19 protein-coding genes are annotated in these 20,337 nt (G+C 72.4%); 9 read left to right on the top strand and 10 right to left on the bottom strand.

The features are described 5' to 3' along the window. Positions 1-27: 27 nt before the first annotated feature. The 3 genes from ACN6LM_RS18235 to ACN6LM_RS18225 form a co-directional block, all read right to left on the bottom strand. Entirely contained in the window at positions 28-1,674 is a 1,647-nt protein-coding gene (locus ACN6LM_RS18235) for a phospho-sugar mutase (RefSeq protein ID WP_445066415.1), read from the bottom strand. Between the two features lie 261 nt (positions 1,675-1,935). Continuing rightward, a complete protein-coding gene (locus ACN6LM_RS18230) occupies positions 1,936-2,760 on the bottom strand; it encodes a purine-nucleoside phosphorylase (RefSeq protein WP_164403026.1) in 825 nt (274 codons plus the stop codon). A 142-nt stretch (positions 2,761-2,902) separates the two neighbouring features. Then, positions 2,903-3,340: a gamma-glutamylcyclotransferase gene (locus tag ACN6LM_RS18225; protein ID WP_445066414.1), complete on the bottom strand. Its 438-nt coding sequence runs from the start codon at positions 3,338-3,340 to the stop codon at positions 2,903-2,905. 261 nt (positions 3,341-3,601) lie between these two features. Between ACN6LM_RS18225 and ACN6LM_RS18220 the strand changes: the two genes are divergently transcribed. Then, positions 3,602-5,041, top strand: a complete 1,440-nt coding sequence (locus ACN6LM_RS18220) for an NAD(P)H-quinone dehydrogenase (RefSeq protein WP_445066412.1) — start codon at positions 3,602-3,604, stop codon at positions 5,039-5,041. A gap of 197 nt (positions 5,042-5,238) precedes the next feature. Then, complete coding sequence (locus tag ACN6LM_RS18215; RefSeq protein WP_445066410.1) at positions 5,239-6,195, top strand: DeoR/GlpR family DNA-binding transcription regulator; 957 nt, start codon at positions 5,239-5,241, stop codon at positions 6,193-6,195. A gap of 30 nt (positions 6,196-6,225) precedes the next feature. Here ACN6LM_RS18215 and ACN6LM_RS18210 read toward each other — a convergent pair whose 3' ends face one another. Together ACN6LM_RS18210 and ACN6LM_RS18205 are read right to left on the bottom strand one after the other, a co-directional pair. After that, positions 6,226-6,867 carry a TetR/AcrR family transcriptional regulator gene (locus ACN6LM_RS18210; protein WP_445066409.1) on the bottom strand — a complete coding sequence of 214 codons (642 nt, stop codon included), beginning with the start codon at positions 6,865-6,867 and terminating at the stop codon, positions 6,226-6,228. 127 nt (positions 6,868-6,994) lie between these two features. Further along, complete coding sequence (locus ACN6LM_RS18205) at positions 6,995-8,749, bottom strand: acetyl/propionyl/methylcrotonyl-CoA carboxylase subunit alpha (RefSeq protein WP_445066408.1); 1,755 nt, start codon at positions 8,747-8,749, stop codon at positions 6,995-6,997. A gap of 372 nt (positions 8,750-9,121) precedes the next feature. On the opposite strand from ACN6LM_RS18205, the gene ACN6LM_RS18200 reads away from it, so the two are divergent. Next, positions 9,122-9,592: a hypothetical protein gene (locus tag ACN6LM_RS18200; protein ID WP_445066407.1), complete on the top strand. Its 471-nt coding sequence runs from the start codon at positions 9,122-9,124 to the stop codon at positions 9,590-9,592. A 7-nt stretch (positions 9,593-9,599) separates the two neighbouring features. Here ACN6LM_RS18200 and ACN6LM_RS18195 read toward each other — a convergent pair whose 3' ends face one another. The 4 genes from ACN6LM_RS18195 to ACN6LM_RS18180 form a co-directional block, all read right to left on the bottom strand. Further along, complete coding sequence (locus ACN6LM_RS18195; RefSeq protein WP_445066405.1) at positions 9,600-10,211, bottom strand: Maf family protein; 612 nt, start codon at positions 10,209-10,211, stop codon at positions 9,600-9,602. 76 nt (positions 10,212-10,287) lie between these two features. Beyond that, positions 10,288-10,416: a morphogenic membrane protein MmpB gene (gene mmpB, locus ACN6LM_RS18190; RefSeq protein WP_445066404.1), complete on the bottom strand. Its 129-nt coding sequence runs from the start codon at positions 10,414-10,416 to the stop codon at positions 10,288-10,290. 81 nt (positions 10,417-10,497) lie between these two features. Then, positions 10,498-10,704 carry an acyl-CoA carboxylase epsilon subunit gene (locus ACN6LM_RS18185; RefSeq protein WP_383227875.1) on the bottom strand — a complete coding sequence of 69 codons (207 nt, stop codon included), beginning with the start codon at positions 10,702-10,704 and terminating at the stop codon, positions 10,498-10,500. A gap of 14 nt (positions 10,705-10,718) precedes the next feature. Then, the gene (locus ACN6LM_RS18180) at positions 10,719-12,311 is read right to left on the bottom strand and encodes an acyl-CoA carboxylase subunit beta (protein ID WP_445066403.1); all 1,593 of its coding nucleotides are present in this window, start codon (positions 12,309-12,311) and stop codon (positions 10,719-10,721) included. 133 nt (positions 12,312-12,444) lie between these two features. On the opposite strand from ACN6LM_RS18180, the gene ACN6LM_RS18175 reads away from it, so the two are divergent. The 5 genes from ACN6LM_RS18175 to hutH all read left to right on the top strand — a co-directional run bounded on the left by ACN6LM_RS18175 (position 12,445) and on the right by hutH (position 18,412). Next, positions 12,445-13,308: a biotin--[acetyl-CoA-carboxylase] ligase gene (locus ACN6LM_RS18175; protein ID WP_445066402.1), complete on the top strand. Its 864-nt coding sequence runs from the start codon at positions 12,445-12,447 to the stop codon at positions 13,306-13,308. A gap of 125 nt (positions 13,309-13,433) precedes the next feature. Beyond that, the gene (locus tag ACN6LM_RS18170) at positions 13,434-14,615 is read left to right on the top strand and encodes an adenylate/guanylate cyclase domain-containing protein (protein WP_445066401.1); all 1,182 of its coding nucleotides are present in this window, start codon (positions 13,434-13,436) and stop codon (positions 14,613-14,615) included. A gap of 75 nt (positions 14,616-14,690) precedes the next feature. After that, entirely contained in the window at positions 14,691-15,503 is an 813-nt protein-coding gene (locus ACN6LM_RS18165) for an enoyl-CoA hydratase/isomerase family protein (RefSeq protein WP_445066400.1), read from the top strand. An 85-nt stretch (positions 15,504-15,588) separates the two neighbouring features. Next, entirely contained in the window at positions 15,589-16,770 is a 1,182-nt protein-coding gene (locus ACN6LM_RS18160) for a diguanylate cyclase domain-containing protein (protein WP_445066399.1), read from the top strand. A gap of 88 nt (positions 16,771-16,858) precedes the next feature. Then, positions 16,859-18,412, top strand: coding sequence for a histidine ammonia-lyase (gene hutH / locus ACN6LM_RS18155; RefSeq protein WP_445066450.1), 1,554 nt, complete (start codon positions 16,859-16,861; stop codon positions 18,410-18,412). Here hutH and ACN6LM_RS18150 read toward each other — a convergent pair. Then, on the bottom strand, positions 18,393-18,581 hold the full coding sequence (locus tag ACN6LM_RS18150; protein WP_445066398.1) for a hypothetical protein: 189 nt from the start codon (positions 18,579-18,581) through the stop codon (positions 18,393-18,395). The two genes, hutH and ACN6LM_RS18150, sit on opposite strands and share 20 nt — an antisense overlap. A 427-nt stretch (positions 18,582-19,008) precedes the next feature. On the opposite strand from ACN6LM_RS18150, the gene ACN6LM_RS18145 reads away from it, so the two are divergent. Continuing rightward, a complete protein-coding gene (locus ACN6LM_RS18145) occupies positions 19,009-20,259 on the top strand; it encodes a L,D-transpeptidase (RefSeq protein ID WP_445066397.1) in 1,251 nt (416 codons plus the stop codon). The last annotated feature ends 78 nt before the right edge of the window (positions 20,260-20,337 follow it).

The following is a 20,337-nucleotide window of genomic DNA, read 5'->3' as shown; positions in this document are numbered from 1 at the left end:
GTGGCCGGGCCCCGGCCACCCCCTCCCTCAGATGCCCGCCGCTGCCGCCAGGTCGCGCTTGATGCCGGTCAGCAGCTCCGTGGCCCGGGCGCGGGCCGCCGGCAGCGCGTCCGTGGAGCCGACCGGTACGACGACCTCCAGGTAGCACTTCAGCTTCGGCTCGGTGCCGCTCGGGCGGACGATCACCCGGGCGCCGTCGAGCCGGTAGCGCAGCCCGTCGGTCGGCGGCAGCCGGTCCGTGCCCTGCGACAGATCCTCGGCCGAGGCGACGGAGAGCCCCGCCAGTACGGCCGGCGGCTGTTCGCGCAGGCGGCGCATCGCGTCGGCGATGACGGACAGGTCCTCGACCCGTGCCGACAGCTGGTCGGTCGCGTGCAGCCCGTGCTCCAGGGCGAGGTCGTCCAGCAGGTCCAGGAGCGTGCGGCCCTGCTCCTTGAGTACCGAGGCGAGCTCGGCGACCAGCAGCGCGGCCGTGATGCCGTCCTTGTCGCGGACGCCCTCCGGGTCCACGCAGTAGCCGAGCGCCTCCTCGTACCCGTAACGCAGCCCCTCGACCCGGGCGATCCACTTGAAGCCCGTCAGGGTCTCCTCGTAGCCCAGGCCCGCCTTCTCGGCGATCCGGCCCAGCAGCGAGGACGAGACGATCGACTCCGCGAACACGCCGGTCGCGCCCCGGCGCACCAGATGCGCGGCGAGCAGCGCGCCGACCTCGTCGCCCCGCAGCATCCGCCAGCCGCCGTCCGCCGCCGGGTCCGGCACGGCGACGGCGCAGCGGTCCGCGTCCGGGTCGTTGGCGATGACGAGGTCCGGGTTCACGCGGCGCGCGGTGGCGAACGCGAGGTCCATCGCGCCGGGCTCCTCCGGATTGGGGAAGGCCACGGTGGGGAACGCGGGGTCCGGCTCGGCCTGCTCCGCGACGAGCACCGGGGCCGGGAAGCCGGCCCGGTCGAACGCGGCGGTGAGCACGGAGGCGCCGACGCCGTGCATCGCGGTGTACACGGTACGGGCGGTGCGCGGCGAGCCCGCGTCGAGCACGGCGTCCGTACGGGTCAGGTACGCGTCCAAGACCTCGTCGCCCAGGGTCTCCCAGCCGGTCTCCGGGCGGGGCACGGTGTCCAGCGGACCGACCGCCGCGATGGCCGCGGCGATCTCGCCGTCCGCGGGCGGCACGATCTGCGAGCCGTCGCCGAGGTAGACCTTGTAGCCGTTGTCGCGGGGCGGGTTGTGGCTGGCGGTCACCTCGACACCGGCGACGGCGCCCAGATGCCGTATGGCGTACGCGAGGACGGGCGTCGGCAGCGGGCGGGGGAGTACGGCGGCGCGCAGTCCGGCACCGGTCATCACCGCGGCGGTGTCCCGCGCGAAGTCGGCGGACTTGTAGCGGGCGTCGTAGCCGACGACGACGAGACCGCCGGTCTGCCCCTGGTCCTTCAGGTACGCGGCGAGGCCGGCGGCGGCGCGGATGACCACGGAGCGGTTCATGCGCATCGGGCCCGCGCCGAGCTCGCCCCTGAGCCCGGCGGTGCCGAACTGGAGGGTGCCCGCGAAGCGGGTGGTGAGCTCGGGGATGTCCTCGGCGGTGATGAGCTTGGCGAGCTCCTCGCGGGTGTCGGGGTCGGGGTCCTCCGCCAGCCAGGCGCTGGCGCGGGCGAGGAGGTCCGGGGGTGTCGTCACGGGATGCCTTTCGTATGCGGTGCGCGGGTGGGCGGTTCGGTGCGGGCGCCTGCGGCGGGGCTGTTTTCCCTACCCACCCCCGAGCTCTCGCCTTCGTTCGAGCAGGGGAGACCCCACGCTTCCCGAAACCGGGGCGCCGCCCCGGACCCCGCGCCTCAGACGCCGGCGGGGCCGGAATCGCCTGGCGTGGCGAAAATCAAGCCCCTGCGGCGATCGGGCAGCGGGGGTACGGGGGCAGCGGACCCGAAACGGGGCCGGGTCTCAGATCCGGTCCAGCACGCGCGCCAGCAGGGACCCCATCCGCGTCGCGGAATCCCGCCCCGCCTGAAGGACCTCCTCGTGGTTGAGCGGCTCCCCGCTCAACCCCGCCGCCAGGTTCGTCACCAGGGAGATGCCGAGGACCTCGGCCCCCGCCTCGCGGGCCGCGATCGCCTCCAGGACCGTGGACATGCCGACCAGGTCGCCGCCCATCACGCGGACCATGTTGATCTCGGCCGGAGTCTCGTAGTGCGGGCCGGGGAACTGCACGTACACGCCCTCTTCGAGCGTCTCGTCCACCTGCTTGCACAGCGCGCGCAGGCGCGGCGAGTACAGGTCGGTGAGGTCCACGAAGTTCGCGCCGACGATCGGCGAGGCCGCCGTGAGGTTGATGTGGTCGCTGATCAGGACCGGCTGCCCGGGGCGCATGCCCTCCCGCAGGCCGCCGCAGCCGTTCGTCAGGACGACCGTGCGGCACCCCGCGGCGACCGCGGTGCGGACCCCGTGCGCGACGGGGCCGACGCCACGGCCCTCGTAGTAGTGCGTGCGGCCCAGGAACACCAGGGCGCGCTTGTCGCCGATCACGTGCGAGCGGATCGTGCCGCCGTGGCCCTCGACGGCGGGCGCCGGGAAGCCGGGCAGGGCGGTCACCGGGAACTCGGCCGCCGGAACGCCGAGCGCGGCAGCGGCCGGCGCCCAGCCGGAGCCCATCACGAGGGCGACGTCGTGAGTCTCGGCACCGGTCAGCTCGCGCAGGCGGGCGGCGGCGTCGGCGGCGGCGGCGTACGGGTCGCCCTGGATGTGGTCCGGAATAACTGATGCGTTCACGCGGATGAGCGTAACCGCTGAATCCCTACGCGCGTAGATGCCCCTGTACAGAGTCTTGCGGGATTCGTTCGTGTGTTCCGACAACCGGGGGTCGCGGGAACTGAGAAGGGGCAGGTCGCCCCGCCCCTCGCCGCCCCTCCCGTCAGCAGGGGCGCTTGCGCAGTTCCATCACGTAGTCGTGCGGCGCGCCCGCCGATTCGGCCGCGTCCGCGATCTCGCCCAGATAACGGGCGGACGGCAGGCCGCCCTCGTAACCGTTCAGCACATAGATCCAGGCCGGTTCCTCGCCGTCCAGGGTGTGCACCCGGATCCGCATGCGCCGGTAGATGTCGAGGCCGACGCCCTCCCAGCGGTCCATGGAGTCCTCGTCCATGGGAGCCAGGTCGTACAGGGTGACGAACACCTGCGAGCGGGGCGCCTCCACCACGGTGGCCAGCGCTCCCTCCCAGCCCATCTGCTCCCCGCCGAAGGTCAGCCGCCAGCCGTTCAGCCAGCCGGTGCCGCGCAGCGGTGAGTGCGGGGCGCGGCGCGTCATCAGCCGCGCGTCGAGGTTGCCGGCGTACGCGGCGTAGAGCGACATGGGATCGAGGGTACGGGAGGTGACGGCGGGTACGCCGGTTCCTGTGAGGAACGCCCCCCGAGGGGAGGCGCGAAGGGGACGGACGCGCCCACCGCGTCCGTGCGCCGTGCGCCCCGGCGCACGTATGGAGGGCCCCGGGGAGAAGCACCTTGGCGCGTGCGGGACAATGAAGTACGTACTGCATTCCCCCGGGGCGATCCCCCGGACCCCCGGCCGGGGCAGCAGACGGCCGTGGGACGAGAAACGCGAGGCGGACTTTTCGTGACCCGGATCGTGATCATCGGCGGCGGACCCGGCGGGTACGAGGCGGCACTGGTGGGCGCCCAGCTCGGCGCGGAGGTGACCGTCGTCGACTGTGACGGCCTCGGCGGCGCGTCCGTCCTCACCGACTGCGTGCCCTCGAAGACCCTGATCGCGACGGCTGAGGTGATGACCACCTTCGACTCCTCGTACGAGGAGCTGGGCATCATCGTCGCCGACGACACCCCGCACATGGAGCAGGCGGCGCGCGTCGTCGGCGTCGATCTGGGGAAGGTCAACCGCCGCGTCAAGCGCCTGGCACTCGCCCAGTCCCACGACATCACCGCCTCCGTCACCCGCGCCGGCGCCCGCGTCATGCGCGGACGCGGCCGTCTGGAGGGCCTCCAGGCCGCCGACGGCTCCCGCCAGGTCGTCGTCACGGCCGCCGACGGCACGGAGGAGACCCTCACCGCCGACGCCGTGCTGATAGCGACCGGTGGGCACCCCCGGGAGATCCCGGACGCCCAGCCCGACGGCGAGCGCATCCTGAACTGGACCCAGGTCTACGACCTCGACGAGCTGCCGCAGGAGCTCATCGTCGTCGGCTCCGGTGTGACCGGCGCCGAGTTCGCCGGCGCCTACCAGGCCCTCGGCTCGCGGGTCACCCTCGTCTCCTCCCGCGACCGGGTGCTGCCCGGCGAGGACCCCGACGCGGCGGCCGTCCTGGAGGACGTCTTCCGGCGGCGCGGCATGAACGTGATGGCCCGCTCCCGCGCCCAGTCCGCCAAACGCGTCGGCGACCGCGTCGAGGTGACCCTGGCCGACGGCCGGGTCATCTCCGGCACGCACTGCCTGATGGCCGTCGGCGCCATCCCGAACACCGCGGGCATGGGCCTGGAGGAGGCCGGCGTCCAGCTCAAGGACTCCGGGCACATCCGGACCGACAAGGTCTCCCGCACCAGCGCGCCCGGCGTCTACGCGGCCGGTGACGTCACCGGCATCTTCGCGCTCGCCTCCGTCGCCGCCATGCAGGGCCGCATCGCGATGTACCACTTCCTCGGCGACGCGGTGGCCCCGCTGAACCTCAAGACGGTGTCCTCGAACGTCTTCACCGACCCGGAGATCGCCACCGTCGGCTACAGCCAGGCGGACGTCGACGCGGGCAAGATCGAGGCGCTGGTCGTCAAGCTGCCGCTGCTGCGCAACCCGCGCGCGAAGATGCAGGGCATCCGGGACGGCTTCGTCAAGATCTTCTGCCGCCCCGGCACCGGCATCGTGGTCGGCGGCTGCGTCGTCGCCCCCCGGGCGAGCGAGCTGATCCACCCCATCTCGATCGCCGTCGACAACAATCTGACGGTCGAGCAGATCGCAAACGCCTTCACTGTGTACCCGTCCCTGTCGGGATCGATCGCGGAAGTGGCCCGCCAGTTGCACAGCCGTAAGCGCACGGGCGAGGCGTGACGGGGCCGGGGACCCCGGGTCACGGCCCGGCATTCCCCGGCAACTCCCGCCAAGTCGGGCGGCTCGGGCCGCCGTTCGATCAGGAGACGACAACATGGCGGTCTCCTATACCACTTGGTGACCGCCTGTATGTACAACTTCTGCAATTCGGCGCAAACTGCTGAAAAGTCTCGCGCGGTCACGTTACTGTCAGTTTCGTGTTCGCTGCAGAACGTCGTCAGTTGATCCTCGAAATGGTGCGCGCCAACGGGGCGGTATCGCTCCGTGAGCTCGCCCGCGTCGTCCAGACCTCCGAAGTGACCGTACGGCGGGACGTGCGGGCGCTGGAGGCAGAAGGACTCCTCGACCGCCGGCACGGCGGTGCGGTCTTGCCGGGCGGTTTTACGCGGGAGTCCGGCTTTCCGCAGAAATCCCATCTCGCCACCGCGGAGAAGACCGCCATCGCCGACCTGGCCGCCGGCCTCGTCGAAGAGGGCGAGGCCATCGTCGTCGGCGCCGGTACGACCACGCAGGAGCTGGCCCGCCGGCTCGCGCGCGTTCCCGGTCTGACCGTCGTCACCAATTCCCTGCTCGTCGCCCAGGCGCTGGCCCATGCCAACCGGGTCGAGGTGGTGATGACCGGGGGCACCCTGCGCGGCTCCAACTACGCCCTGGTGGGCAGCGGGGCCGAGCAGTCCCTCCAGGGGCTGCGGGTCTCCCGCGCGTTCCTGTCCGGGAGCGGGCTCACCGCCGAGCGCGGGCTCTCCACGTCCAACATGCTCTCCGCGAGCGTGGACCGGGCGCTGGTGCAGGCCGCGGCGGAGGTGGTGGTCCTCGCGGACCACACGAAGCTGGGCTCCGACACGATGTTCCAGACCGTGCCCACGGATCTCATCACCCATCTGGTGACGGACGAGCCCGCCGCGCACGACGACCGGTCGGCGGCGGAGTTGCAGGCGCTGGCGGACCAGGGCGTACGGATCGCTGTCGCGGGGGGTGGAGCGGCCTCGTCGGCCGCGGCCGATCCCGGGGCGGCGGGCGGGCGGCCCGCCAGGCGCGAGATGCCGTTGCCCGGGCAGCGGCGTACGCAGGGGCAGCCGTTGCGGGCGCTCGGGGAGTCGGCGGGGCCCGGTGACCGGGACCGGGCGCGGGTGGCGGACCTGCGGCGGCGGTAGCTCGGGGGCGCCGCCCCCGGACCCCGCTCCTCAATCGCCGGAGGGGCTTGGTGTGCTGCCGGTGGTCGCCTTCGGTGTGCCGTCGGAGGGGCCCGGATGCAGCCCTCTCAGCGTCAGTGCCAGGAGGCGGTTCGCCAGTCCCGGGTCGTCCGAGGACTGCTCCGCCGCCAGGGCGATCGCATTCGTCAGTTGCATCAGGTCGTCTATCGAGACGTCCGGGCGGACCGCGCCCGACGACTGGGCGCGGGTCAGAAGGTTCGAACCCGCCTCGCGCAGCGGGGTGTTGCACCGGGCCAGGGCCGAACTCTCGTCGCGGCACGTGGACATGAGGGCTTGGGCCAGGCCGCGGTACTCGCCCGCGTGGGTGACGATCGCGCCCAGCCACTCCACCAGCGCGGCGCACGGCCGGTCCGAGCCGGCCAGTTCGCGGGAGCGGGTGATCAGCGCCGTCACCGCCTCCTGGAACACCGCGCTCATCAGCGCGTGCCGGGTCGGGAAGTGGCGGTACAGCGTGCCGATGCCCACCCCCGCCCGCCGGGCGACGTCCTCCAGGGACGCGTCGGTGCCGTGTTCCGCGAAGGCGGTACGGGCCTCCGCCAGCAGCCGGCCGTAGTTGCGGCGCGCGTCGGCACGCATGGGCCGGGCCGGTGCCCCTGCCTGGCTCGTCGCCATGGTGCGGTCCCTCCTGTCTCCCCGGTCTCCAGGATGCCATCGTGCGGGCGGCCCCCGTCCCCCGAATGCGCCGGTGCCCCGGTCACGTCCGACGACATGACCGGGGCACCGGCGGGGAAGAGGCGGGTCAGTCCTTGATCTCGCAGATGACGGCGCCGGAGGAGACCGAGCCGCCGACCTCGGCGGCCAGGCCCTTGACCGTGCCGGAGCGGTGCGCGTTGAGCGGCTGCTCCATCTTCATGGCCTCCAGGACGACGATCAGGTCGCCCTCCTTGACCTCCTGGCCCTCCTCCACGGCGATCTTCACGATCGTGCCCTGCATCGGAGAGGCCAGGGTGTCACCGGAGACCGCCGAACCGGACTTCTTCGCCGCGCGGCGCTTGGGCTTGGCGCCCGCCGCGAGGCCGGTACGGGCCAGGCTCATGCCGAGCGAGGAGGGCAGCGAGACCTCCAGGCGCTTGCCGCCGACCTCCACGACCACCGTCTCGCGGCCGGACTCCTCGTCGGCCTCCGCGTCGGCGGGCGCGGCGAACGGCTTGATCTCGTTGACGAACTCCGTCTCGATCCAGCGGGTGTGGACGCGGAACGGGTCGGCGGTGAACGCCGGGTCCACCACGACCGCGCGGTGGAACGGGATGGCGGTCGCCATGCCCTCGACGTGGAACTCCGCCAGGGCGCGCGCCGCACGCTGGAGCGCCTGCTCACGCGTCGCGCCGGTCACGATGAGCTTGGCGAGCAGCGAGTCCCAGGCGGGGCCGATGACCGAGCCGGACTCCACGCCCGCGTCCAGGCGGACGCCCGGACCGCTCGGCGGGTCGAACCGGGTCACCGTGCCGGGCGCCGGCAGGAAGCCCCGGCCCGGGTCCTCGCCGTTGATCCGGAACTCGAACGAGTGACCGCGCGAGGCGGGGTCGTCGTAGCCCAGCTCCTCGCCGTCGGCGATCCGGAACATCTCGCGGACCAGGTCGATGCCGGAGACCTCCTCGGTCACCGGGTGCTCCACCTGGAGGCGCGTGTTGACCTCCAGGAAGGAGATCGTGCCGTCCATGCCGACCAGGAACTCGACCGTGCCGGCGCCGACGTAGCCGGCCTCCTTCAGGATCGCCTTGGACGCCGCGTACAGCTCGGCGTTCTGCGCGTCGGAGAGGAAGGGGGCCGGGGCCTCCTCCACGAGCTTCTGGTGGCGGCGCTGGAGCGAGCAGTCACGCGTCGAGACGACGACCACGTTGCCGTGGGTGTCGGCCAGGCACTGGGTCTCCACGTGGCGCGGCTTGTCGAGGTAGCGCTCCACGAAGCACTCCCCGCGCCCGAACGCGGCGACCGCCTCGCGGACGGCGGAGTCGTAAAGCTCCGGGATCTCCTCCAGCGTGCGGGCGACCTTCAGGCCGCGGCCGCCGCCGCCGAAGGCGGCCTTGATCGCGATCGGGAGACCGTGCTCCTCGGCGAACGCGACGACCTCCTCGGAGCCCGAGACCGGGTCCGGGGTGCCCGCGACGAGCGGGGCGCCGGCGCGCTGCGCGATGTGGCGGGCGGCGACCTTGTCACCGAGGTCCCGGATCGCGTGCGGCGGCGGGCCGATCCACGTCAGACCGGCGTCCAGCACGGCCTGGGCGAACTCGGCGTTCTCCGAGAGGAAGCCGTAACCCGGGTGGATCGCGTCCGCCCCGGAGTCCTTGGCCGCCTGGAGCACCTTGGCGATGTCCAGGTAGCTGGCCGCCGGGGTGTCACCGCCCAGAGCGAATGCCTCGTCGGCCGCACGGACGTGCAGAGCGTCACGGTCCGGATCGGCGTAGACGGCCACGCTGCCGATACCCGCGTCCCGGCAGGCCCGGGCAACACGGACAGCGATTTCGCCACGGTTGGCGATGAGCACCTTGCGCACGATGGCTCCCTCCTTGAAACAAGCTGAGTTTAGGGACTACCGACACGGTCCTACGACCCGTCCCCAATGGTGAGCTTGCCCACACGGAGTGTGATTCGAGGCGCGCTCAAGTCGCGAAATCCCTTGTGCCACCACGGTACGCCGGGTACTGAAACCGCACAGTAGCGACCGGGTGTGGCCCAGGTCTCTATCGGCACGGGCAGCGACTTACGGTGATTCTTTGTGGAGTTCCCACTAAGGGGTGGGTAATTCTTTGCCCGACCCACGAAAGCCCGGAGAGACGGGGGTACGTCCGGGTTGCGCACGGCTCTTGTCGTGGCCATTACCCGTTAGTAGGGTCCGCGCTATCGCACGTACTGCTGGTAACAGGGGGTGAGTGTCGTGGTGCGCAGACTGGTGGCCTTCCTGGCCGCGCTCGTGCTGGCCGTGGAAGCCGTGGGCATCGTGATCATCAACGTGGTCCTGGGCACGGTCGTGAAGAACCAGGACATGTCCCTCGCCGGTACGGACCCCGGGGCGATGTCCAAGGGCACCTGGGTGCTCGGCGGGGTCTCCGGGCTCTTCCTGCTCCTGTGCGCCGCGTTCCTCGTGCTGGCGGGCGCCCGCGACCGCGCTCCGGGGCGCGTCGCCCGGATCCTGCTGATCTGCTGCGCGGTCGTCCACGGCGTGCTCGGCGCGCTGACGGTCGGGCTCGTCGGCTGGGGGGCCTTCGCCTGGATGATGGTGGCGCTCGGCCTGATCGTGCTCGCCCTCGTGGCGTACGGTCCCGAGCCGGCCGGTCCCGAGCCGCTGCCCGAGCCCGAGCCCCGGCCCGAGCAGCCGGCCGCCCCCGCGCCGGCCTGACTGCCGCTCAGGCCCAGAGGTCGGTGACGGCGATCCCCAGCTCGCCCAGCAGGCGGCGCAGCAGCGGCAGCGAGAGCCCGATCACGTTGCCCGGGTCGCCCTCGATGGAGTCCACGAACGGCGCCGAGCGCCCGTCCAGAGTGAAGGCCCCCGCCACGTGCAGCGGTTCGCCGGAGGCCACGTAGGCGGCGATCTCGGCGTCCGTCGGCTCGCCGAAGCGCACCGTGGTGGACGCCGTCCGTGAGACCGTGCGGCCGGTCGTGGTGTCCGTCAGGCTGTGCCCGGTCCGCAGGATTCCGGCGCGGCCGCGCATCGACTTCCAGCGGGCGGTGGCCTCCTCGGCGTCGGCCGGCTTGCCGAGCGCCTGTCCGTCGAGCTCCAGCACCGAGTCGCAGCCGATGACCAGGGCGCCGGCGGCCTCGGGGAGCGCGGCGACGACGGCCGCCTTGGCCTGGGCGAGGACGAGGGCGAGTTCGGCGGGGGTGTCGGCGGTGAGGGCGTCCTCGTCGACGCCGCTGACGATGACCTCCGGGGCGAGGCCGGCTTGGCGCAGGAGGCCGAGGCGGGCGGGGGAGGCGGAGGCGAGGACGAGGCGGCGGGGTGCGGTCATGGGCGCCATCGTACGGACGCCGGCCGTCTCGGGGGCGCCGCCCCCGGGCCCCCGCTCCTCGATCGCCGGAAGGGCTCGACGTGCCTCAACGCGTGCCCAGGACGAACATCGCGACGACCATGGCGAGGGCCAGGACCAGGCCCGCTCGGCGCATCATCGTCTCCGCGTCGCGGAGTTCCTCGGGGGGCTCGTTCTCGGGGTCGGACCAGAGCATGGTCCGATCCTGCTGCGGGGGCCTCGGGCGGCGCCTGAGTACGCGTACTCAACCGCCGCCCCCAGGGGGTGTCACCAGCGGTTACGCGGGCCAGTACGTACGGGCCCAGGCGCGCGGACCCGGCAGATGGCGGCCGCTGCGGGCCAGACGGCTCGGGTGGGACCAGCCCGCTGGCGGTTCCGGGGTGCCGGACGACACGGCGGAGACCGCCGCCGCACGGGCCTGTACCACCGCGAGCGCCGCGGCCAGTTCCTCCGGGGTCGGGTTGCCCCGTACGACCTTGATCATGGCCAGGACCCTTTCTAGAGGGGGATGTTGCCGTGCTTCTTGGGCGGCAGCGCCTCACGCTTGGTACGGAGCTGGCGCAGGCCCTTCACGATGTGGGCGCGGGTGTCGGAGGGCATGATCACCGCGTCCACGTACCCGCGTTCGGCCGCCACGTACGGGTTGAGGAGGGTGTCCTCGTAGTCCGCGATCAGTTCGGCGCGGGTGGCCGCCCTCTCGTCGGCGTCCGTGACGGCGGCGATCGTACGGCGGTGCAGGATGTTCACCGCGCCCTGCGCGCCCATGACGGCGATCTGCGCGGTCGGCCAGGCGAGGTTGATGTCGGCGCCCAGGTGCTTGGAGCCCATGACGTCGTACGCGCCGCCGAACGCCTTGCGCGTGATCACCGTGATCAGCGGGACCGTCGCCTCCGCGTAGGCGTAGATCAGCTTGGCGCCGCGCCGGATGATGCCGCCGTACTCCTGGTCGACGCCCGGCAGGAAGCCCGGCACGTCCACGAAGGTCAGCACCGGCACGTTGAACGCGTCGCAGGTGCGGACGAAACGTGCCGCCTTCTCGCTCGCGTTGATGTCCAGGCAGCCGGCGAACTGCATCGGCTGGTTGGCGACGATGCCGACCGGGTAACCCTCGACGCGGCCGAAACCGGTGATGATGTTCGGCGCGAACAGGGCCTGGGTCTCCAGGAACTCGCCGTCGTCCAGCACGTGCTCGATCGCGGTGTGCATGTCGTACGGCTGGTTCGCCGAGTCCGGGATCAGCGTGTCCAGCTCGCGGTCCTCGTCGCTGACCGCGAGGTCGGCCTCCTCCGGGAAGGCCGGGGCCTCGGAGAGGTTGTTCGACGGCAGGTAGGACAGCAGCGACTTGACGTACTCGATGGCGTCCTTCTCGTCGCCCGCCATGTGGTGCGCGACGCCCGAGGTGGTGTTGTGCGTACGGGCTCCGCCCAGCTCCTCGAAGCCGACGTCCTCACCGGTGACCGTCTTGATGACGTCGGGGCCGGTGATGAACATGTGCGAGGTCTTGTCGACCATCACCGTGAAGTCGGTGATCGCGGGGGAGTACACCGCGCCGCCCGCGCACGGGCCGACGATCAGCGAGATCTGCGGGACCACACCCGAGGCGTGCACATTGCGCCGGAAGATCTCCGCGAAGAGCCCCAGCGCCGCGACGCCCTCCTGGATGCGGGCGCCGCCGCCGTCGTTGATGCCGATGACCGGGCAGCCGGTCTTCAGCGCGAAGTCCATCACCTTGACGATCTTCTCACCGTAGACCTCGCCCAGCGAGCCGCCGAAGATGGTGAAGTCCTGCGAGTACACGCAGACGGGACGGCCGTCGACCGTGCCGTAGCCGGTGACGACGCCGTCCCCGTACGGCCGGTTCTTCTCGATGCCGAAGTTGGTCGATCGGTGCCGGGCGAACTCGTCGAGCTCCACGAAGGAACCCTCGTCGAGCAGGAGGTCGACGCGCTCGCGCGCCGTCAGCTTGCCCTTCGCGTGCTGCTTCTCCACCGCGCGCGCCGACCCGGCGTGGGTCGCCTCTTCGATACGGCGCTGCAGGTCCGCGAGCTTGCCCGCGGTCGTGTGGACGTCGGTCTCTTCCGGCTCGGACATCGGGTGGCGGCTCCCTGCCTGGTCACGGGGACGACTTGGCTGCTGATCTGCTGACGAACAGCTACTGAGCCGTAGCGTATCGGCGCGGATACGGTTCGGCAGTGCGTCCTTTGACACACCTAGGGTGGCTTGCATGACACCTTCGGATGCGCCACAGAGCCGTTGGTCGGACCTCGACCGGCCGCCCCTCAACGTCCCCGCGCTGCGCCGCGGACTGCTGCGGCCCGGCTCGCTGTGGACCGCGCTCGACGTGGTCGGGTCGACCGGCTCCACCAACACGGATCTCGCCGCGCGCGCGGCGGACCTCACCGAGGGCACGGTCCTCGTCGCCGAGGAGCAGACCGCCGGGCGCGGGCGCCTGGAGCGCACCTGGACCGCCCCGGCCCGCTCCGGCCTTTTCTTCTCGTTCTACCTGACCCCGGAGAACGTGCCCGCCGAGCGCTGGGGCTGGCTGCCGTTGCTCACCGGCGTCGCGGCGGCGACCGGCCTCGCGCGCGCGGCGGGCGTCGACATGGCCCTGAAGTGGCCCAACGACCTGCTGGTCACGATGGGTGGCGAGGAGCGCAAGACCGGCGGCATCCTCGCCGAGCGGGCCGGCGACGGCGTCGTCATCGGCATCGGCCTCAACGTCTCGCTGCGCGCCGACGAGCTCCCCGCCCCCACCGCCGCGTCCCTCGCCCTGGCCGGTGCGGTCTCCACCGACCGCGAGACGCTGCTGCGGGGCATCCTGCGCTCGGTCGAGCACTGGTACGGGCTGTGGCGCGACGCGGACGGCGACCCCGCCGCGAGCGGGGTGCAGGAGGCGTACGCGGCCGGCTGCGCGACCCTCGGCAAGGCCGTACGGGCCCAGCTGCCCGGCGACCGCACGCTCACCGGCGAGGCCGTCGCCGTCGACGGGGACGGGCGGCTCGTCCTGTCCACCGGCGACGGACTGCGCGAACCGGTCTCCGCGGGCGACATCGTGCACCTCCGGGGCGTGGCGGGCGGCCTGACCTGAGCCCGGGGCGCCCCGGCCCCGTGCCCTGAGGACGTGAGGTAGGGCACACCTGCCGTATCGTTGAGGTGATCCACCGACGGACAGATCGGCAGGGCAGTGCGCAGGGAACGGGCAGGAGGCGGCTGGTGACCGTCGACGACACGACCTCCGGCGATGGAGAGCAGCAGTCGTCGGACTCCTCGGTGCACGCCACACCGCACCACGAAGTCGACCACACGGCCGAGCCGACCGACGACCCCCTCGCGATCCGGCTCGAACAGCTGATCCTGGGCGCCGACCGCCGCTACACGCCGTTCCAGGCAGCCCGCACGGCGGGCGTCTCCATGGACCTGGCCTCCCGCTTCTGGCGGGCCATGGGCTTCGCGGACATCGGACAGGCCAAGGCGCTCACCGAGGCCGACGTGCTGGCCCTGCGGAGGCTCTCCGGTCTCGTGGAGGCCGGGCTGCTCAGCGAGCCGATGGCGATCCAGGTCGCCCGGTCGACCGGGCAGACCACCGCCCGGCTGGCCGAATGGCAGATCGACTCCTTCCTGGAGGGCCTGACCGAGCCCCCCGAGCCGGGCATGACCCGCACCGAGGTCACGTACCCGCTGGTCGAACTGCTCCTCCCCGAGCTGGAGGAGTTCCTGGTGTACGTGTGGCGGCGCCAGCTCGCCGCCGCCACGGGCCGGGTCGTGCAGGCGGCCGACGACGACGAGATGGTCGACCGGCGCCTCGCCGTGGGCTTCGCGGACCTCGTCGGCTTCACCCGGCTCACCCGCCGCCTGGAGGAGGAGGAGCTCGGCGAGCTGGTCGAGTCCTTCGAGACCACCTGCGCCGACCTGGTCGCGGCGCACGGCGGCCGGCTGATCAAGACCCTCGGCGACGAGGTCCTGTTCGCCGCCGACGACGCGGGGACGGCCGCCGAGATCGCGCTGCGCCTCGTGGAGGCGATGGCCGTGGACGAGACCATGCCGGCGCTCCGGGTCGGCATCGCCTTCGGCACGGTCACCACCCGGATGGGCGATGTCTTCGGCACCACCGTGAACCTGGCCAGCCGGCTCACCTCGATAGCGCCCAAGGACGCGGTGCTGGTCGACGGGGCGTTCGCCGAGGAGCTGACGCGTACGGGCGACGCCCCGGTCTCCGAGGCGCGGGCGGCCGAGGAGGCCGCGGCGGCGGCCGAGCGGGCCGAGAAGGAGGGGCCGGACGCCGAGGTGGTCCCGGTGCCGAAGTACCGCTACGGCCTCCAGCCGATGTGGCAGCGCCCGGTGCGCGGCCTCGGCGTGGTCGAACCCTGGCTGCTGGCCCGGCGCGGCACGTCCTGAGCTGTTCCGCACACCCTTTCGGGGGAGAGCTCTAGGATCCCTTCGGTAACGCTCGTTAACCGACAGGGGTGCAGCATGACCGTCACGTCCGAGCAGCGGTTCGGGGAGTTCGTCGTCGTCCGGGCCCACGAGGGGCTCGATCACGTCGCCGAGCTGGTTCTCGACCGGCCGAAGGCGATGAACGCGGTGTCCACGGACATGGCCCGCTCGATCGCCGCCGCCTGTGACGCGCTCGCCGCCGACCGGGACGTACGCGTCACCGTCCTGACCTCCAGCCATGAGCGGGCGTTCTGCGTGGGCGCGGACCTCAAGGAGCGCAACTCCTTCAGCGACGCCGACCTGGTGCGCCAGCGGCCCACCGCGCGCGCCGCCTACACCGGTGTGCTGGAGCTGCCCATGCCGACGATCGCCGCCGTGCACGGCTTCGCCCTGGGCGGCGGCTTCGAGCTGGCCCTGTCCTGCGACCTGATCGTCGCCGACCCGACCGCCCTGGTGGGCCTGCCCGAGGTCTCCGTCGGCGTCATCCCGGGCGGCGGCGGCACCCAGCTGCTGCCCCGCCGGGTCGGGGCCGCGCGCGCCGCGGAGCTGATCTTCAGCGCCCGCCGGGTGTGCGGCCCCGAGGCCCGGGAGCTGGGCCTGGTGGACGAGCTGGTGGCGGAGGGCGAGGACCGGGCCGAGGCGCTGGCCCTGGCCGGCCGGATCGCCGCCAACTCGCCGGTCGGGCTGCGGGCGGCCAAGCGGGCGCTGCGGCTCGGGCACGGGCTCGACCTGCGGGCGGGCCTGGAGGTCGAGGACTCCGCGTGGCGGTCGGTGGCCTTCTCCGGGGACCGGGCGGAGGGCGTGGCCGCGTTCAACGAGAAGCGGAAGGCGAACTGGCCGGGAGAGTGACCCTGGGTATCCATCCCCGGGCGAAATGATCACGCTCCGGAGTCGCCGAGTGATCGCTGAGGCCATTTCGCCCTAAACTGGCGCAATGGGTGGTGACGACGCACGACTGCGCGCCGTGGTCTCGCTGGCGCAGACGATGGCCGCGGCGCAGACGCCCCGGGGGTGCTGGCGAGCGGCCGCCCTGGGGGCCTGCGAGGCGCTGGGCGGCGGCTTCGCCGCGCTCTCGGTCTGGGAGCGCGACCGGGGCCGGCTGAAGGTCCTGGTCAACGCCGGTGAGCGGGCCGAGGGTGAGGAGGAGTTCCCCGAGGAGGAGGTCTATCCGGTCCACCGGTTCCCGGAGATCACCGAGTTCCTGCACGAGCGGTGGGCCGGGGGCGGTGAGCCGGACGCCTGGGTGGAGACCGCCGAGGGGCCGGTGGACGGGGAGCCGGGCCGGGATCCGGCGGCCGGTGGGCACGGGTACGGGCCCGGCTACTGCCACCAGCGGGTCGCGGCGCTGCGCCGGCGCGGGCGGGGCTGCTGTGTGGTCGCGCCGATCGTGCTGCACGGGCGGGCCTGGGGTGAGCTGTACGTGGCACGGCCGGTGGGCGAGCCGGTCTTCGGGAGGGCGGACGCCGACTTCGCGACGGTGCTGGCCGCCGTGGTGGCCGCCGGGCTCGCCCAGACCGAGCGCCTGGAGGAGGTCCGCAAGCTGGCCTTCACGGACCCGCTGACCGGCCTCGCCAACCGCAGGGCCGTCGATGTGCGGCTCGACGAGGCCCTGGAGCGGCACCGGGCGGACGGCGCGGTGGTGAGCCTGGTCGTCTGCGACCTGAACGGGCTGAAGTGGGTCAACGACACCCACGGCCACGCGGTGGGCGACCGGCTGCTGGAACGTTTCGGCTCGGTCCTGTCCCGGTGCGGGGCCATACTGCCCGGCGCACTGGCGGCCCGGCTGGGCGGTGACGAGTTCTGTCTGCTGGCGGTGGGGCCCGGGGCGGACGAGGTGGTCACCGTGGCCACGGAGCTGTGCGAGCGGGCGGCCGGTCTTGAGTTCGGCAACGGGGTCGCCTGCGGGATCGCGTCCACCGGTGACGACATCGGTCCGGTGGTCTCGGCCCGGCGGCTGTTCCGGCTGGCTGACGCGGCGCAGTACCGGGCGAAGGCGGCCCGCTCGGACCGCCCGGTGGTGGCGGGGCGCGACGACGAGGTCATCCGGCTGGCGGACTCCCCGCCGAAGTCCCCGCACGACCGCCGTCACCTGCGCGGCAACCCGCCCGAGCACTGATCCCTGCGGCCGGCGTCCGCGTAAGGGGTCCACCCGCCGACCACTGGTGACATAGAGGGTTTCAATACGTACGCTGCTGAATATGGATATGCATACAGTCGTGGTGGGGACGTCCGGTACCACCGCTCAGGACGTCATCGCCGTGGCCCGCGGCAACGCACGCGTCGAGCTCTCCGCCGCCGCGGTGGCCGCGCTGGCCGCCGCCCGCGAGATCGTGGACGCGCTCGCCGCCAAGCCCGAGCCGGTCTACGGCGTCTCGACCGGCTTCGGCGCCCTGGCCAGCCGCCACATCAGCCCCGAGCTGCGCGCCCGGCTCCAGCGCAACATCGTCCGCTCGCACGCCGCCGGCATGGGCCCGCGCGTCGAGCGCGAGGTCGTCCGGGCGCTGATGTTCCTCCGGCTGAAGACGGTCGCCTCCGGCCGCACCGGCGTACGGCCCGAGGTCGCGCAGACCATGGCCGACGTGCTGAACGCCGGGATCACCCCCGTCGTCCACGAGTACGGTTCGCTCGGCTGCTCCGGCGACCTGGCGCCCCTGTCGCACTGCGCGCTGGCGCTGATGGGCGAGGGCGACGCGGAGGGCCCCGACGGCACCGTCCGCCCGGCCGGCGAACTGCTCGCCGCGCACGGCATCGCCCCCGTCGAGCTGCGCGAGAAGGAGGGCCTGGCCCTCCTCAACGGCACCGACGGCATGCTCGGCATGCTGATCATGGCCCTTGCCGACCTGCGGACGCTCTACACCTCGGCCGACATCACGGCCGCCCTCTCCCTGGAGGCCCTGCTCGGCACGGACAAGGTCCTCGCCCCCGAGCTGCACGCCATCCGCCCGCACCCCGGCCAGGGCGCCAGCGCGGACAACATGCTGCGGGTGCTGGCCGGGTCCGGTCTCACGGGGCGGCACGCCGAGGTCACAGGCGACGCGCCGCGCGTCCAGGACGCCTACTCGGTGCGGTGCGCGCCGCAGGTGAACGGGGCGGGCCGGGACACCCTCGCCTACGCCGCGACCGTCGCCGACCGCGAGCTGGCCGCCGCCGTGGACAACCCGGTCGTGCTTCCGGACGGGCGCGTGGAGTCCAACGGCAACTTCCACGGGGCGCCCGTCGCGTACGTCCTGGACTTCCTGGCCATCGCCGCCGCGGACCTGGGCTCGATCACCGAGCGCCGGACCGACCGGCTGCTCGACAAGAACCGCTCGCACGGGCTGCCGCCGTTCCTGGCCGACGACGCGGGTGTCGACTCCGGCCTGATGATCGCCCAGTACACCCAGGCCGCGCTGGTCAGCGAGATGAAGCGGCTCGCCGTCCCGGCCTCCGCCGACTCCATCCCGTCCTCCGCGATGCAGGAGGACCACGTCTCGATGGGCTGGTCGGCCGCCCGCAAGCTGCGCACCGCCGTGGACAACCTCGCCCGGATCGTCGCCGTCGAGCTGTACGCGGCGTCCCGCGCGGTCGAGCTGCGCGCCGGGCAGGGGCTGACCCCGGCCCCCGCCACGCGCGCCGTCATCGAGGCGCTGCGGGCCGCCGGTGTCGAGGGCCCGGGCCCCGACCGCTTCCTGTCGCCCGACCTGGCCGCCGCCGACGCCTTCGTGCGTGCGGGCGGGCTGGTCTCCGCCGTGGAGCCGGTCACCGGGCCGCTGGCCTGAGCCCGATCTCGGGAAGCGCGCCGGAGTCCCCGTGTTCGCCCGCTGTCGCCGCCGCGCCGGGCGCGCTCCCCGTATCGCCCGTGGCATTGGCCGACGGGACGAACCACAGGGCGCAGAGCAGCATTCCCGCGGCGGTGGCGGTCAGGAGTGGGCGGCGGGCAATGGCCACGGAATCGGTCTCCCTTGCGACGGCCGGACGTCCGGCTCGTGCCGATGCTAGGGCCGTCATCCGGATCACGCCAGGGCCCTGGGAAAGGCATGGCGGCGGGGCCGCCGGGGAACGGGTGCACGGCGAGGGAGGTTGCGGCCGTCCCGCACAATGGGAGGGAGGGCGACGACTGCGGCGGCCCGGAGCGGCGGGTCCGACCTGCGGGAACACCGTCCCCACCCGCTCACGGCGGACCGGAGCCGGTCCGTGTCGCGGACGCGGGAACCACCGCCCCCGGCACGGCGTCGAAGAGTGGTGTTCCCCACACATTCGGCGGACGTGGAACGGGGATCCCGTACAAGGGGTTCTCGAACATTGACGGGGTTGCGCCGTTGGGCGGCCTTGCTCGGGGTTTTTGGGGATTTCGGCAACGATGGAGAAGCGTGTGATGACGGACAGCAAGCGGCGCAAGGGCCTGATGGCCGCGTCCGCACTGCTCGGCGGCGTACTGGTGCTTTCCGCCTGCGACGACGGCGGTGACAAGGGCGGTCCCAGCCCCGAGGGCTCGAAGTCCCAGGCGGCCGACGTCGACAAGGCGGCGGCCGAGGAGACCTCCGAGGCGCAGATAACGATCGCGCCCAAGAACGGCGCGACCAACGCGAGCATCAACAACGCCGCCAAGGTCACCGTCGCCAAGGGCAAGCTGACCTCCGTCACCATGACCTCGGCCGACGGCAAGAGCGTCGCGGGCACCCTCTCCGCCGACGGCACGAGCTGGAAGCCGGACGCCCAGCTGGAGCGCTCGACCACCTACAAGGTCAGCGCGACGGCGAAGGACGCCAAGGGCCGTGAGGCCCACGAGAACTCCTCCTTCACCACCGTCTCGCCCGACAAGAGCTTCATCGGGAACTTCACCCCCGAGGACGGCTCCACCGTAGGCGTCGGCATGCCCGTCTCGATCAACTTCAACAAGCCGATCACCGACACCAAGGCCGTCCAGGACGGCATCAAGGTGACCTCCAGCAGCGGCCAGGAAGTCGTCGGCCACTGGTTCAACAACCAGCGCCTCGACCTGCGCCCCGAGAACTACTGGCAGGCCGGCTCGACCGTCACCCTGAAGCTGTCCCTGGACGGCGTCGAGGGCTCGGACGGCGTCTACGGCGTCCAGCAGAAGACGGTCACCTTCAAGGTCGGCCGCAACCAGGTCTCCACGGTCGACGCCAAGACCCACACGATGACCGTCACCCGCGACGGCAAGACGGTCAAGACCATCCCGATCTCCGCGGGCGGGCCCGACAACCCCACGTACAACGGCCAGATGGTGATCTCCGAGAAGTACAAGGAGACCCGGATGAACGGTGCCACCGTCGGCTTCACGGACGACGACGGCAAGGGCGAGTACGACATCAAGGACGTGCCGCACGCCATGCGGCTGTCCACGTCGGGCACCTTCATCCACGGCAACTACTGGGGCAAGGGCATCTTCGGCAAGGTCAACACCAGCCACGGCTGCGTCGGCCTGGAGGACGCCAAGGGCGCCGGGGACCCCAACACGCCCGCCGCCTGGTTCTACAACAACTCCATGGTCGGTGACGTCGTGATCGTCAAGAACTCCCCGGACAAGACGATCCAGCCCTCCAACGGCCTCAACGGCTGGAACCTCAGCTGGGCCGAGTGGACGGCGGGCACCACCGCCTGACGGCCCGCCGGGCCGAACCCCACCCCGTACGCCGAAGGCGGCGGCACCGGAATCCGGTGCCGCCTTCGGCGTACGCAC

Source organism: Streptomyces sp. SAS_281, from assembly GCF_052542855.1.
Note: the sequence above shows the minus strand (reverse complement) of the source record. Positions and strands in the feature narration are given on the sequence as shown.